General features: G+C 51.9%; 11 protein-coding genes. 3 read left to right on the top strand and 8 right to left on the bottom strand.

Features of this window, described 5'->3' with window-relative positions; genetic code table 11:
• Positions 1-80: 80 nt before the first annotated feature.
• Positions 81-1532, bottom strand: a complete 1452-nt coding sequence (locus KGP26_RS07110; RefSeq protein ID WP_223665208.1) for a PLP-dependent aminotransferase family protein — start codon at positions 1530-1532, stop codon at positions 81-83.
• Between the two features lie 165 nt (positions 1533-1697).
• On the opposite strand from KGP26_RS07110, the gene KGP26_RS07115 reads away from it, so the two are divergent.
• A complete protein-coding gene (locus tag KGP26_RS07115) occupies positions 1698-1937 on the top strand; it encodes a DUF1127 domain-containing protein (protein ID WP_094981151.1) in 240 nt (79 codons plus the stop codon).
• Between the two features lie 216 nt (positions 1938-2153).
• Here KGP26_RS07115 and KGP26_RS07120 read toward each other — a convergent pair whose 3' ends face one another.
• The 4 genes from KGP26_RS07120 to KGP26_RS07135 all read right to left on the bottom strand — a co-directional run bounded on the left by KGP26_RS07120 (position 2154) and on the right by KGP26_RS07135 (position 7631).
• Positions 2154-3485: an exo-beta-N-acetylmuramidase NamZ domain-containing protein gene (locus tag KGP26_RS07120; RefSeq protein WP_223665209.1), complete on the bottom strand. Its 1332-nt coding sequence runs from the start codon at positions 3483-3485 to the stop codon at positions 2154-2156.
• Between the two features lie 36 nt (positions 3486-3521).
• Positions 3522-4607 carry a hypothetical protein gene (locus KGP26_RS07125; protein ID WP_223665210.1) on the bottom strand — a complete coding sequence of 362 codons (1086 nt, stop codon included), beginning with the start codon at positions 4605-4607 and terminating at the stop codon, positions 3522-3524.
• Positions 4608-4625: 18 nt separating this feature from the next.
• Positions 4626-6491 carry a glycoside hydrolase family 3 protein gene (locus KGP26_RS07130; RefSeq protein ID WP_223665211.1) on the bottom strand — a complete coding sequence of 622 codons (1866 nt, stop codon included), beginning with the start codon at positions 6489-6491 and terminating at the stop codon, positions 4626-4628.
• 279 nt (positions 6492-6770) lie between these two features.
• Positions 6771-7631 carry an SIS domain-containing protein gene (locus tag KGP26_RS07135; protein ID WP_059200098.1) on the bottom strand — a complete coding sequence of 287 codons (861 nt, stop codon included), beginning with the start codon at positions 7629-7631 and terminating at the stop codon, positions 6771-6773.
• A 228-nt stretch (positions 7632-7859) separates the two neighbouring features.
• Here KGP26_RS07135 and murQ point away from each other — a divergent pair, with 228 nt between their 5' ends.
• Positions 7860-8768 (top strand): N-acetylmuramic acid 6-phosphate etherase, encoded by a 909-nt coding sequence (gene murQ, locus KGP26_RS07140; protein WP_021805385.1) that lies wholly within the window; start codon positions 7860-7862, stop codon positions 8766-8768.
• A 2-nt stretch (positions 8769-8770) separates the two neighbouring features.
• Entirely contained in the window at positions 8771-10222 is a 1452-nt protein-coding gene (gene murP, locus KGP26_RS07145) for a PTS N-acetylmuramic acid transporter subunit IIBC (protein WP_021805384.1), read from the top strand.
• An 88-nt stretch (positions 10223-10310) separates the two neighbouring features.
• Here murP and KGP26_RS07150 read toward each other — a convergent pair whose 3' ends face one another.
• The 3 genes from KGP26_RS07150 to KGP26_RS07160 form a co-directional block, all read right to left on the bottom strand.
• A complete protein-coding gene (locus KGP26_RS07150; RefSeq protein WP_223665212.1) occupies positions 10311-11705 on the bottom strand; it encodes an amidohydrolase family protein in 1395 nt (464 codons plus the stop codon).
• Positions 11706-11718: 13 nt separating this feature from the next.
• Positions 11719-12669 (bottom strand): carbamate kinase family protein, encoded by a 951-nt coding sequence (locus KGP26_RS07155; protein WP_115158727.1) that lies wholly within the window; start codon positions 12667-12669, stop codon positions 11719-11721.
• Positions 12670-12894: 225 nt separating this feature from the next.
• On the bottom strand, positions 12895-13854 hold the full coding sequence (locus KGP26_RS07160) for an IS110 family transposase (RefSeq protein WP_059199085.1): 960 nt from the start codon (positions 13852-13854) through the stop codon (positions 12895-12897).
• Between the last annotated feature and the right edge of the window lie 234 nt (positions 13855-14088).

A 14088-nucleotide genomic window follows, 5' to 3' on the forward strand; every position in this document is an offset into this window, starting at 1 on the left:
TTCCATTTTCGGATCGTTAGCAACGATATGGGCCATCGCCGTGTGGGCCGGTGGCACCAAGCATCCTACTGATAACTGGCTTATTGGTTTTGCTTTTCCGCCGCTATTGCTGGCTGTTCCACCTCCAGCAATTCATAAATCGTGTTTCCCACCTTTTGGATCGCATGCTCAATCTCGCGGGTCATGGGCTTGCTGTAGCTGAGCCGTAGGCAATTGCGGTATTTTCCTGCCGCAGAACTGATAAATCCGACGGCAATCTGTATGCTCTGTGGCAACAAGCAGCGGTTCAGGCGCAGGCTATCGAATCCATAAGGCAGTTCCACCCATAACATAAAGCTCCCTTGCGGTCTGCTCAGGCAGGTATTCGGCGGGAAATACTTCATGATCCAACCCGTCATAATGTCGCGATTACGTTGATACTGGCGGCGCATGCGGCGTAAATGCTGGAGGTAATGTCCTTGCTTAATAAATTCAGCCATAGCCAATTGCGGTAAGGTAGGGACCCGCCCGGCGGAAATGTACTTCATATGTAACGCTTTCTCTAAGTAACGCCCTGGAGAAATCCAGCCAACCCGCAGACCGGGCGCAACGGTTTTAGAGAAGGAGCTACATAGCAATACGCGGCCATCCTCATCGAAGGAGGCAATGGTCGGCGGGCGTGGGTATTGATAAGCTAGCGCGCCATACACATCGTCTTCAATAATCGCCACGTCATAGCGCTGCGCCAGCGTCAACAGCGCTTTCTTGCGCTCATTCGGCATGTTGTAACCCAACGGATTATTACAGGTTGGCGTCAGCTGGATGGCTTTAATCGGCCACTGATCCAGCGCCATTTCCAACGCCTCCAGGCTGATCCCCACTACCGGATCGGTGGGGATTTCAATCACCTTCATTCCCATCCCTTTCAGCGTCTGCATCGCGCCATGAAAGCTGGGGGAATCCACCGCCACAATATCGCCAGGTTGGCAAACGGCCCCTAAGGCAATCGCCAGTGCGCCATGGCAGCCAGAGGTGATGATGATATTGTCTGCCGACTGATGATTGCCACTGTCCAGCATCAGGCGGGCAATCTGCTCACGTAGCACCGTGGTGCCGTAAATACTGTCGTAATCCAGCACTTCCTCGCTTTGATGCAGGCTGATACGGGCCAGCAAACGGCTGAGTATTTTCAGGCCTGGGCCAGACAGGTCCGGCGTGCCGACGCCCAGATGTAGCACATTGTCTTGCGCGCTGGCCTTCAAAAACTCCAGCGTATTTTCCCACTGAGATATCTCGACCGGCCTTTGTGCATGGCTGCACAGCGCGGGTAACGCTGGCAGATTTGAGCTACAGCGCACGAAGTATCCCGATTTCGGCCGCGCTTCGATCAGCAGGCACTCTTCGAGCTGCCGATAGGCCTGCTGTACGGTGCTGATACTGACCCCGTGCTCGTCACTCAACACCCGAACGGAAGGCAGCCGCTCTCCGGGCACATACAACCCTTCTTTGATGCGCTGGCTAAGGATATCGGCTAATTGTTGGTAGCGAGTCATAGATATCACCTGATAAAGAGAGGGGACCAGTACAGATGGCGCTGATTTTTACCATTCAGACTGTTTAGCACATATCTGTATGGAAATAATAGCCTGGCTTTGCATCTGTAATGTTTTTCACCCAAGCATCATGCTAAAGGCTCATCGACTGACGGGGAGCTGATTATGAGTAATGTTATTGAAAATCAAATTGATGGTGGCTGCTTGTCAGCTGAGGGAACAAAAAACAAACGCCGTCATATTTTTGTCCGTTTAGGGTTAAAAGCATACAGATGGGCAAATCGATGGAATGAGCGGCGCAAAGCTGCCAATACGCTAGCAAGGCTGAATAGCGATCAGCTAAAGGATATCGGTCTACGCCGGGATGATATCAAGCGAGACTACAGCCGTCCGTTCTGGCGCTGAGTCAGGGTAAGGTGAGTAGAACATAAGAGGGGGCCATAGAAACCTCATCTCGATGGCATGACGCGCCCATTGAACGGTGACTCACAAAAAAATGGTGGCAAAGACTACCGCCACCAAAAGTCAAAGTCATTGGAAAAGGGAAAGCTTGATAACGTGATAATGGCTGAGTTTGTAAGGGGCGTAACATGCTACGCCCCTTGTGTCATTGCAGGTTCGTTAAGGGTAAAGCTTATATTTCTCCCGCAGTTGCATATAGCTATCCACTTCGGGTTGCCACTGGGCCTCGATGAACAGGACCGTTTCATCAACAGACAGTTTTCTTTCGCTTGCGTCATTGAGCAGCGTCACCAGTTTGCTGGTGCCGGTGAGCTTGGCCAGCCACTGAGGGCGTATCAAGAAGAACTCCTCCTGATAATCCAGGTACTGCGCTTCTTTTGCCGCAGGGATCACCATCTCATAGCCCGCAGTCTTGAATTTGAACCACCAGTCGACCAGGTAACGTATCGTTGGTTTAACCTGGCTGATATCTGTAGCGGTCAAAATCTCCCCGCACACTTCCTTGCCAGCCTGTGGCCAGCCGGTTTTCTGCTGGCTGATATCCACCTGATAGCAGGTATTGACGTAAAACTGGCGACTAGGAAAACCCAGTTGTTCAAACGGATGGTCTGAACCTCTGCCCATATTGACGCTGGTGGCTTCAAACAGCCCCAAAGAAGGGTAGAGTTGGATAGCCAGATCGCTGCGCAGGTTCGGAGATGGCCGTACTGGCAGTGAATATGGGGTGTCATGCCGGTAGTTAGCCATGCTGATAACCATCAGATCTTCAGCGGGAAACTGGTGGTCTTTGTTGCCAAAGGTCTGCCAGCGGGTATCGTTGAAATTCGTCAGCCAACCTTCGCCGGTGATCATGCGGGCAAACTCCCCCGAGGTGAGCCCGTGCACCATTGGTATTGGATGCATACCAATCCCCGAGATATTTGCCTCCTCAAGAATAGGGCCATACACATGCCTGCCGAGCGGGTTGGGCCGGTCGAATACCATCATTTTCTTATGATATTTTTGCAGGCTTTCCAGCATGTGATGCAGGGAAATGGTGTAGGTAAAGAAACGCACGCCCACATCCTGCAGATCGTAAATAACGATATCGACATTGGCTAACTGTGCCTCGGTGGGATGGGCGCGAGACCGCCCATCTTCATCACGACCATACAAAGACACGATCGGCAGGCCGCTGTGCTTATCGATATGGTTATCGTCACCCAGCCCGGCATCGGCATTGCCGCGGATACCGTGTTCTACCGAGAACAGGGTGGTCACGGTAAACTGATATTTATCCTGCTCGGCGAGCAATTTGTCGATGGTGTGCCGGCCCTGTTTATTGATTGAGCTTTGGTTAACCATCAGGCCGACGCGCTGGTTTTTCAGCAACGGCCCATAGATTTGTTCCCGATCGACGCCTAGCACTATGCCTGGCACTGCGCCGGCATAGCCAGCGCTGGTAGCCAATGACGAGCACAGGAATAATACCGTCAGTAGCAGGTGTCTCATTCCTTGTTTCCCTCCATTAATAGGGTCAAATACCCGTCAGAAGTTATGCCGCAGTTCCAGCGCCCAGAACCAGAAATTGTTGCTGGTTTTATCACCATTCATCCAGGTTTGTTCCGGGCGATAGTAACTGTCGACAAACAGCGACGTCTGCTTGGTAAACGGATAGATTGCCTGGAAGCCGTAGCGGCTTCGGTCTTTCTCTTTATAAACCGTTTCCTGGTTTCTGGAGTCGCGGAAGCTTTGCGTCCCTTTGGCCAACGCCAGGCGGGTATAAGGCATTAGCATCACGCCACTATCGAACTTGTAACGGTAAATCGCCCACAAGAAATGCTCCTTGTTATACAGCGTATTGACCAGTTGCTCATCGATATACAGATAGTTCAGCCAGAGGGAGTTTTTTTGGTTAAACGTCAGGTTCGCTCCCGCGAAGTGCTCATTGATCTGGCTCCAGTCGCGTTTGTAAACCCCATAATCTCCTTTTGCCCGCGCATAATCCAACTTGCGGTCAATCAGGCGGAAGGAGAGGCTGGCATTAAAGCTCAGGCTATCAGAGTACTTGTAATAGGCTTGCGGACGGATCCAGATCTCGTGCCGCTCCTCGCCCTTGCGGATATCCCCTTTGTATTCCGGTGCTGCCAGCGCTGGGTTGCTGATAGAAGGAAAATGCCAGTTGTCGTTACGATAACCGAGGCGCAATTTTGTATTGCCAGTTTTCCCCGCCAGAGTGAATGGAAACGTTCTGGTGACGCCTGCTTGCCAACGTGTGCGGTCATATTCTGGCGTATTATCCAGATAGGTTTTCAAAAACTGAACGTCATACAGCCATAATGAATCATTCTGGTAAATAAAGGCACCGACATAAGGCGAGGTCGCTACACTCCCGCGGATATATTTCCAGCGATCGTCACTGTCTATCTCCTGCTCGGTACCAATATAGGTATCGAAGCGCCAGGTTTGCTGTTTAAGCTTATCCTGTGCTGCTTTCTTTTCTTTTTCGATTTGCTGAATGCGTTTATTGAGTTTGATGATTTCCTGATTATAATCCGTCTCAGACTCATCAGCCAATACTGGTTGTGCCATGAGAACAGCACTGAAAATCACTAGCCCTGTTAAGATCTTCATGTTTTACCTTCAGAGATATTATAATGCTGTTAATCCGTAACCGCGTGGGTAGAGCACGTTATTATTATCTGGTGTTTTAATATCAACCGGTAATTTACCGTGAGGCGTTGCGAGGCTCTCCCCTGTTGGCCCCTTGAATAGCGTTCTTAAACCACTGCGAATGTTGGTTTCCAGGCTGTTACGGACGTTATTGGTCACATCAAAACCGGTAATACCATAAATCGCAATATTGGCTTTTACGCCCGATAAATAAGCGATGTCATAGGGATTACGCGTTGCAATCACCACCAGAGGGATATTTTGCTTATTGGCGACGTCGATGATGCGTTGGGCGTTGGCCGGGTTGAGCTTCAGGTTGTAGGTGGCCAGGATAACCAACTGTTGATCTTGCAGTTGCTGCTCAATTTCTTCCGTTGTTAATGTGTCCTGATCCAGCTTAACCACCTGATCCTTGACGTTTAAGCCCACTTTCAACTCATTGGCAATCTGAGCTAAATGCTTGTTGATTAACTCATTGCGCGGGCCTTCGTCCGAAAAGACCATGATGTTGTTTTGCTGCTTAAGCGCATAAGGCAGAACCTGCTCATTTTTGATCAGCGTAATGGCCTGCTCCGAAATGGCGTTTTCCAGATCCTTGTGCGCCTTGGAAGCGACAATGGTTTCAGCCGTGGTAGCATCATGAGGCGCCGGGGAGATGCGTTTGCTGAGCTTGGTATAAATCACACGTTGTGCGGAATCTTCAATGCGTCGCTTCAGGACCGGATCTTTTTCCGCTTCGGCCTGCAAATAAGCATACAGTTCGCCGAGTTGTTCAATACTGGCGCTGTCTTTAATTCCTATAGGCATCAAGACAATATCATTACCGGCTAAAATAGCCTGCTTGATGGACCAATGACGGTCAAAATTACCGGTAATGGCCCCCATGTCCATGGCATCCGTCAGGATCAGCCCATCAAACTTGAGTTGATTACGCAGGGTATCGGTCAAGATTGCTTTGGATAAGGTGGCCGGGGTACCGATTTTCTCTCCCTTGATGTTGGTCAGGAGGGTGCTATCAAGCGCTGGCACCACCACATGGGCGGTCATGATGGCATCGGTATCGGGCATCACGTCGACAAAGGGTTTCAGTTCGGTCTGTTGCCATGAAGCCTTATCCGTGTTGACGCTGGGGAGGGCAAAATGGGTATCCGAGGCGACGTTGCCGTGCCCAGGGAAGTGCTTCAGAGAGGTGAGCACCGGATATTGGTGAATACCTTCGATATAGCTGCGAGCTAATTGCCCAACCAGAATCGGATCGTCGGAATAAGAGCGAACGCCGATGACTGGATTATTCTGGTTGTTATTCACATCCACTACCGGCCCAAAGTTAAAGTTAAACCCAAGGCTGGTTAACTCATAACCATGAATATTCCCAGCCTGTTTGGCTAAATCGGCCACACCGGTAGCCCCCAAGGCCATATTGCCCGGCATCTCGGTGCCCACACGTAGACGAGTAACATATCCGCCTTCCTGATCGGTACTGATAAACAGCGGTAAATTAGTCCGTGCATGCTGGAAATTATTAATCAACTCAACCGTTTGTGGGGTGTTAATCAGGTTTTCACGGAACAGGATCACTGAGCCCAAATGATAGTCAGTCATCATTTTACTGACGTGGGTATTCATCTCAATAAAAGGCGTTTTACTTTCGCTACTGTTTTCATCCCAGGAACGAATGTCAACCATCAACATTTGCCCGAGTTTTTCTGCAAAACTCATGTCGGTACTGAGCTTTTCAGCCGCGTCTTTGGGGGAAAGCCACATTTCTTTTAGTTGGGCTTCTGGAATAGCGGCCGCGTAGCTTCCGGCACTAAATAAAAAGATGGCCGGTATTATTTTTTTCATGGGATGACTCCGAGGTATCAATTTCCGGCGATTGTACATTCCAAATCAGGTAATAAAGTGATAATTATCACAGTTGATCGATTCGTGTTTGTGATGCGTAAAGGAATAATGCCGGTTTTTTATACCGGCATTGTATCGACCAGCTTGATTGGTAAAGGGGGCGAGCAAAGAATAACCCTTTAAGGGCAAGAATATCTTGCGCTAATTATTTTAATCCCGTCATAAAAAGTTAAGATAATTCTTGTCATTGTTTTAATGGTATTCGGTTTTTTCTGCTGGTCAGTCGTCCAGGTTATTAATGGTCATGCTCGCATTCAGCACCAGAGGTTTGGCTATCTCTTTGCGTCGTTGCATTAACGCCAGGAAAATCAAATCCGTCAGGGTATTCTGTGCGGTTCTGGACGAAATCGAAGAACTCCGCCACTCGTTTTCATCAGAGACACTTTCCAGTACATAATCGGCTATTTTGGCTAAAGGATTGTCCTTGCTGCCGGTTATGGCGACCACCGTCGCTCCCTGTGCTTTGGCCATCGAGGCGGCGATATGCATATCTTTCCTGCGGCCACTGAAAGAAATAACGATTTGAACGTCTTTGGGGGTTAGCGCCTGTGCGGTGGCGATCTGGACGTGAAGGTCGGCTTCCACCAGGCTCAGGATACCGATCTTTTGTAATTTGTAGCTCAAATCTTTGGCGGTGAGGCCCGAGCCCCAAATACCCACGATCTGCACGCGTTGAGCGTTATCGATGATATCAACCACCCGTTGGAAAATGGGGAAATCGATCCTTTTTGTCGTCTCTACGATGGCGGTATTTTTCTCATGAGCCAGTTTTTGTGCCACCACCATCAAAGAATCTTCCGACGAGATGGCGTTATGCAAGGCCTTATGCGGAGAGGACTTGAACAGGTTATTTCTGCCCAGCTCCTCACTGATGGCAATTTTCAGTGCGGGGAAGCCTTTCATGCCGATTTTCTGGCTAAACTTGACGATGGCTGACTGGCTGACTCCAGCATCTTCAGCAAACTGGGATGAAGACATGCTCAGGACGGCTTCCGGGTTATCAAGGATATATTTAGCGATTTTTTGCTGGTTTTCGGCCAGGCTTGGCAGCAACCAGGTGATTTCGTTCAGGACTGACATCAACAATATCTCCACTGTGTGTAATAGATTATTCCAGTTCGGGGGCTTTTCATTCCTTTGACTTATTTATTTGAAATTGTTGAAAATTAAAATTTAAATGGCGGTTTTTTTTGCGCTTTATTCCTGCTTTACCTCGCGCCTGGAATCGACTTACCGTGACGATTATCACATTTGCCGAATAAATAATTCCTTAACATTGTCGAAAATCTTAACCCATTGGAAGCCCCTATGAAGATAAATTTAAGCCAGATGGTGACGGAAAGCCGCAACCCGGCCAGTTCGCAAATTGATACGTTGCCCACTCTGGATATGCTCGCCGTGATCAACAGCGAAGACCAAAAAGTGCCGCTGGCGGTAGCTGCTACCTTGCCAGCAATCGCCAGGGTAGTGGATCTGGTGGTAGACGCTTTTGCCTGCGGTGGCCGATTGATTTATTGCGGTGCGGGGACTTCTGGCCGGTTGGGGATCCTGGATGCCAGTGAGTGCCCACCAACATACGGTACACCGCGTGAGCAGGTGGTTGGGCTGATCGCAGGGGGCCATACCGCGATTTTACAGGCGGTAGAAAATGCCGAAGATAATCCGCAAATGGGCGAACAGGATCTGCGTAATCTCGGTTTCAATGCACGTGATGTGCTGGTTGGTATCGCAGCGAGTGGCCGCACCCCTTATGTACTGGGGGCTATGGCGTATGCTCGTAGCGTTGGGGCGACTGCCGTGGCCATCTCATGCAATCCAAATAGCGCAATGAGCCAGGCGGCGGATATCGCCATTGAACCGGTGGTGGGCCCAGAAGTGGTGACGGGGTCGTCGCGCATGAAAGCGGGAACGGCGCAGAAGTTAATTCTGAATATGATCACCACCGGTGCGATGATCCGCAGCGGCAAGGTTTACAGCAACCTGATGGTCGATGTGGAGGCCACCAACGCCAAGCTTATACAGCGCCAGGTTAATATCGTGGTCGAAGCCACGGAGTGCAGCCCGGAAGAGGCGGAAGAGGCACTTAATCAATGTCAGCGCCACTGCAAAACCGCGATTGTCATGATCCTCGGCGGCTTGTCTGCACCTGAGGCCAGCGCGGTTTTGAGTAAAAACAAAGGATTTATCCGTCAAGCACTGCAAGGGATACAGGCATAACCATGGCGAAAATCACCGTTCCTATGATAGAGCAAATTTTACTCCTGGTGGGTGGCAGTAAAAATATCATTATCTGCGGTAACTGCATGACCAGGCTGCGTCTGACGTTAAAAGATCGTCAGCAAATACGAGTCGATGAGTTGAAGAAGATCCCTGGCGTAATGGGGGTAGTTAACGGCGACGATCAACTGCAGGTTATCCTCGGCCCTGGCAAAGCGCAAACAGCCAGCGAGATGATGAATGCGTTGTTAACGGCGCAGCCGCAGCAGGAACGGGGAAATGCCGAGCAAGCTGACTTGCAGGCCTTGGCAAGTGAAAACAAGCAGCAGATGAAAGCCAAGCAAAATAGCGCGGTGCATAATTTTCTGACTAAGTTTGCCACGATTTTTACGCCGTTGATCCCAGGTTTTATTGCCGCAGGGTTGTTGTTGGGGATCGCTACCCTGATGCAGCAAACGCTGATCGTGGAGGGCGTGGCACCGGCCGCATGGCTCAAAGGGCTGATCGCTTACATGAAAGTGTTCAGCATCGGTTTGTTTACCTTCCTCAGTATCCTGATTGGCTTTAACACTCAGAAGGCCTTTGGTGGCACCGGGGTTAACGGTGCGATCATCGCTTCGCTGTTTGTTTTACGCTATGTACCAGAAGGGACTACCGGCTACTACGCAGGGATGAGCGACTTTTTTGGGCTGGCGATCGACCCACGCGGTAACATCATTGGGGTTCTACTGGCCTGTATCTTGGGCGCATGGATCGAAAGGCAGGTACGCCGGGTGATCCCCGATAATCTGGATATGATCCTGACTTCGTCAATTACCCTGCTGATCACTGGCGCCATTACCTTTGTGGTGATTATGCCGGTTGGCGGTGAGTTGTTTAAGGGCATGTCATGGCTGTTTATGCACCTGAACGGCAACCCGTTCGGCACCGCCATTCTGGCCGGGTTGTTCCTGATTGCCGTCGTATTTGGCATTCATCAGGGCTTTGTGCCGGTTTACTTTGCCTTGATGGATGCGCAGGGCTTTAACTCGCTGTTCCCTATTCTGGCGATGGCCGGTGCAGGGCAGGTGGGGGCGTCGCTGGCACTGTTTGCTCGCTCGCCTAAAGGCTCTCTGCTGCGTACCCAGATTAAAGGGGCCATTTTCCCCGGCCTGCTGGGGATTGGTGAGCCGCTGATTTATGGCGTCACCTTACCGCGCCTGAAGCCATTCGTTACTGCCTGTCTGGGGGGCGCGGTCGGTGGTTTCTTTATCGGTCTGGTTGCCTGGATGGGGTTGCCGGTGGGGCTGAATACGGTGTTTGGCCCCTCGGGTCTGGTGTCGATCCCATTAATGACCTCAGCCAAGGGGATTTTCGCGGGCATGCTGGTGTATGTCGCCGGTATATTGATCTCCTATATTGCCGGATTTATTCTGACCTGGCTGTTTGGCAGCAAGGATGTGGATTTAAGCTGATAATAACCAGGTTTTAACCGGCTTATACCCTAGGGGCGCTGCATGCAGCGCCCCTAGTCGTCACCATGAACAACAGTAACCCAATATATCAAGCCTTGCTCCCTTGCCCAACGTGACCCCAAACCATCTCGCCCTTATGGAACGTGGCGGTCCTTGGGGAAATACGCGCTACCGCCTCGGCGGAGCAGGAAGCATCAACCAGCACGAAGCTGGCATCGTCCTTGGCTTTCGGCCATACGCGTTCGCCCTTATCGTTCAGCGGCAATACATCACCGGTAGCGATAGCCAACGAGCGCGATAGGGTTCCCTCATTCGGGCGTACGTAAAGCTGAGCGTAAAGGTTGGCTTTCTCCAACATGTCACCCAGGCCATACGGCGACCAGTGGTCGATCACGCTGTCGGTGCCGGTCATCAAGAACACGCCTTTCTTGCGCAGTTGGCTGAGCGGCATATGCATAGTGCCAATCGGTACCGTGCTGGCAATAGTGATTTGCTGCGCCGCCATGCGGGTGGCGATTTCATCGACCTGCTGTTCATTCATCATCGCCAACGCAAAGGCGTGGCTAATGGTCAGTTTGCCCTTGAGTTGTGGCGTTTTCTCGACGGTTGCCACCATGTAGTTCACCGCCGCAATGCCTGCCGGGCTGGTTTCGTGCAGGTGGATGTCCACCCCTTTGTTATAATCCAGCGCGATCTGGAACATGCTATCGAGCGACTTTTCCATTGCGCCATCGACGTTGGTCGGGTCCAGGCCACCGACGTAATGTGCTCCTGCCTGCATTGCCTCACGCATCAGCGGCTCTGATTTCGAATACAGCAAGCCATGCTGTGGGAACGCGACAATTTCACAGTCAAAGCCAGACTTGCGACGTGCCAGCACTTCTTGCAGATTCTCCAGGTTTTTCAGGCCGGAGGTTGGCTCAACGTTGCAATGGCTGCGAGCGGTGGTGGAACCGTAGGACTGAATCAGATCGATCAGCTTTTCGGCCCGTTCTTGGGTGTAAGGTTGCAGCTCCGGCAGCAGTTTCTGCTCCAGCCGAATCATATCCTTGATGGTGGTACCCGCCGGGCGATTCAGCGAACGCCATGGGCCGCCGTAAAAGGTTTTGTCCAGATGGATGTGCATATCACGCATGGCGGGCAGCATCAGTTTGCCGCCAGCGTCGTAGACCGGCAGCGTACTGTCCGCATGCTGGCGGTTATCGCGCAGGGCAACGATCTTGCCCTGGTTGATTTCCAGCGTTTTCAGTTCGGTGTGGGTACTGACCGGCGTTGCTCCGTCAAATTCGAAACCCGCCTCCAGCAGTACGTTATCCAGATAATAGTGTTTGTCGCTAATTTTCATGCGCTGGTCCGTCTCACAGTTCGCGGTTGCCGGGGTAGCAGCATAACCGACGGAGGAGGTTGCACCCAATAGTGCGCAGGCCGCAGCCACTTTGCCACTATGGCTCAAAAACTCACGGCGGCTTTTGTTCTCATTCATCTGTTCTTCCCTCTCAGAGGTTAACGATATGGGTGCCCGTTTCACCGCGCAGTGCGGCGGGGAGGCAATCCGGCGAGGTGATGACGACGCGTTTGCCGCCATCGCGCAAGAACGCCAGGCTGGCGACGATCTTCGGCAGCATGCTGCCAGCAGGGAAGTGCCCCTCTGCCATATAGCGGGTCATTTGGGCCACGTTCACCTGGCCTAACGCCTGCTGATTCGGTTTGCCGAAGTGAATGCACACTTTCTCTACGCCAGTGGTGATCACCAGCACGTCGGCGCGGATTTCCCTGGCGAGCAGGGCAGTGGAGAGATCTTTATCGATCACCGCATCGACGCTTTGGTAATCCCCTTGTGGATCACGCGCGACAGGGATGCCACCGCCACCCGCGCCGATCACCACAAACCCTTGCTGCGTGAGTGCCTTGATTGCGTCGGCTTCCACGATCCTGATGGGTTCCGGTGAGGCGACCACCCGGCGATAGCCGCGGCCAGAGTCCTCGACAAACCGCCAGCTTGGGTATTGCTGCAATAACGCATCGCGCTGTTGTTCGCTAAAGAAAGCGCCAATCGGCTTGGTTGGGGTGGTGAAGGCGGGATCCTGTTTATCCACTTCAACTTGCGTGATGACGGTTACCGCTTTCTGCCCGCCATGCTGCGCCAGGCGGTTATTGAGTGCCTGCTGAATGAGATAGCCGATACCGCCTTGGGTATCCGCCACGCAGTTGGCCAGCGGGGTCAGCGGTAGCCCTTCATGTTCGTGAGCCACTTCGGCACGGCGCAACTCCAGCCCCACCTGCGGGCCGTTGCCGTGGGTGAGTACGATGTGGTAATCCGATGCCAGCATCTCCAGCACCGAGTCTGCGACCTTTTTCACCGCCTCGGCCTGATGTTCTACGGTCTGACTGGCGTTGTCTTTGATAATGCTGTTGCCACCAATGGCGACGACGACGAGTTCTTTCATCTGGGTTTTCCGATTTAAAAGGCCGTTTAAACAGGGGCGGGAGTCTATAAATGTCCCCTCACCCTAACCCTCTCCCAGAGGGAGAGGGAACCGATCGAGTGTGCTGATTGCCCTGTGTAATACCTTGTATTTCTTGTTCTTATACCCTACTTTCCGAAGCCGCACAGCCTTATCCAAGATGCCGGTCAGCTCCCTCTCCCTATGGGAGAGATACCGTCTTGTCGGCTATCCGGCAAGCGGTATTTCCGCATTAAATGTCTTTCCTGATTTCACCACACCATAGGCCAGTTGCAGCAACTTTCGCATCGCCGCACACACTCTTTCTTTGCCCGACTTCCCACGCAACTTTAGCCTTTCTGTTAAGTCTTTAACCACAACATTGTATTGGCCTGCCACTACCGCGGGCATGTATAACGCACTTCGCAGCTCACCGTGCCCCACTTTCGATAACCGGCTTTTCCCTTTAAACATCCCCGACTCACATCGCTGTGGATTCAGTCCTGCGTACGCTACCAGGGCCTTGCTGCTGGTGAACCGACGCAGGTTTCCTGCGAAGGCCAGCAGGCTGGAGCTCAGCATCTCTCCCACTCCAGGGATACTTTTTAGCAACTCGCTGTCCCGTTTCAGGTCAGGGTTATCATCGATGTGCTGACTGATTTTCTTTTTCGTTTCTCGTATCAGTTCATCCAACGTGGCGATGTGCTCATTGAGTGAAGGGACGATGACTGCTTCGGCCACCTCCAGGCGATTTTCTTCCATCTGACGCATCTCTTCCAGGTTCTTAAGATGCCTGACCAACGCGGTCAACTGGCGCTCGCTCAACGGGGCTGGGAACCACGGGGCAGGCTGATGCAGTGCGCAGTAGCGGGCTATCATCGCTGCATCGCTTTTGTCCGTTTTGTTCCGGGCCAGTTCTGTATTGCCGAAGGAATGGATACACGCCGGGTTCATCAGACTGACGTGGTAGTTGTTGTCTGCCAGATAAGTGGCCAGTTCCGTGCTGTAGCTCCCGGTGGCTTCCATACAGACATGACAGTCGCCAAAGCGGCTCAACCAGGCTGCGAACTCGCGGCATCCAGAAGGGGTATTGGCAAACTTTTTGGTTTTATACTTCTGATTGTCCAGCAGTACGGCGACATCAAATTTGTGTTTAGCGATATCAACGCCGACAGGGGTTCTACGCATTATGGCACTCCATAACCATGTCTGAAATTTATCGCCGGACCATCCTTATATGTAGGTGCTCATAGGCACAGGATACCGTTCGGTCTACAAGGCGACAGGGAAATAGACAGCCGGGGCACAATCTCTCCCACGGGCTCATAGGCACTAGGGTTAGGGGGAGCTCACCGGCTATCTCCCGATGATCAGTCGGGGATCTTCTCCGCTAAGGCGGAGAAGATCAAGACATAAGGGTTG

This window comes from Serratia sp. JSRIV002, from assembly GCF_019968725.1.
Classification (GTDB): domain Bacteria; phylum Pseudomonadota; class Gammaproteobacteria; order Enterobacterales; family Enterobacteriaceae; genus Chania; species Chania fonticola_B.

What these genes read in the sequence shown, in the direction of transcription:
- KGP26_RS07115 (WP_094981151.1), top strand. Translation starts at nt 1,698, where the DNA reads ATGAGTAATGTTATTGAAAATCAAATTGATGGTGGCTGCTTGTCAGCT.
- KGP26_RS07130 (WP_223665211.1), bottom strand. Translation starts at nt 6,491, where the DNA reads ATGAAAAAAATAATACCGGCCATCTTTTTATTTAGTGCCGGAAGCTAC.
- KGP26_RS07160 (WP_059199085.1), bottom strand. Translation starts at nt 13,854, where the DNA reads ATGCGTAGAACCCCTGTCGGCGTTGATATCGCTAAACACAAATTTGAT.
- KGP26_RS07135 (WP_059200098.1), bottom strand. Translation starts at nt 7,631, where the DNA reads ATGTCAGTCCTGAACGAAATCACCTGGTTGCTGCCAAGCCTGGCCGAA.
- KGP26_RS07150 (WP_223665212.1), bottom strand. Translation starts at nt 11,705, where the DNA reads ATGAATGAGAACAAAAGCCGCCGTGAGTTTTTGAGCCATAGTGGCAAA.
- murP (WP_021805384.1), top strand. Translation starts at nt 8,771, where the DNA reads ATGGCGAAAATCACCGTTCCTATGATAGAGCAAATTTTACTCCTGGTG.
- KGP26_RS07120 (WP_223665209.1), bottom strand. Translation starts at nt 3,485, where the DNA reads ATGAGACACCTGCTACTGACGGTATTATTCCTGTGCTCGTCATTGGCT.
- KGP26_RS07155 (WP_115158727.1), bottom strand. Translation starts at nt 12,669, where the DNA reads ATGAAAGAACTCGTCGTCGTCGCCATTGGTGGCAACAGCATTATCAAA.
- murQ (WP_021805385.1), top strand. Translation starts at nt 7,860, where the DNA reads ATGAAGATAAATTTAAGCCAGATGGTGACGGAAAGCCGCAACCCGGCC.
- KGP26_RS07110 (WP_223665208.1), bottom strand. Translation starts at nt 1,532, where the DNA reads ATGACTCGCTACCAACAATTAGCCGATATCCTTAGCCAGCGCATCAAA.
- KGP26_RS07125 (WP_223665210.1), bottom strand. Translation starts at nt 4,607, where the DNA reads ATGAAGATCTTAACAGGGCTAGTGATTTTCAGTGCTGTTCTCATGGCA.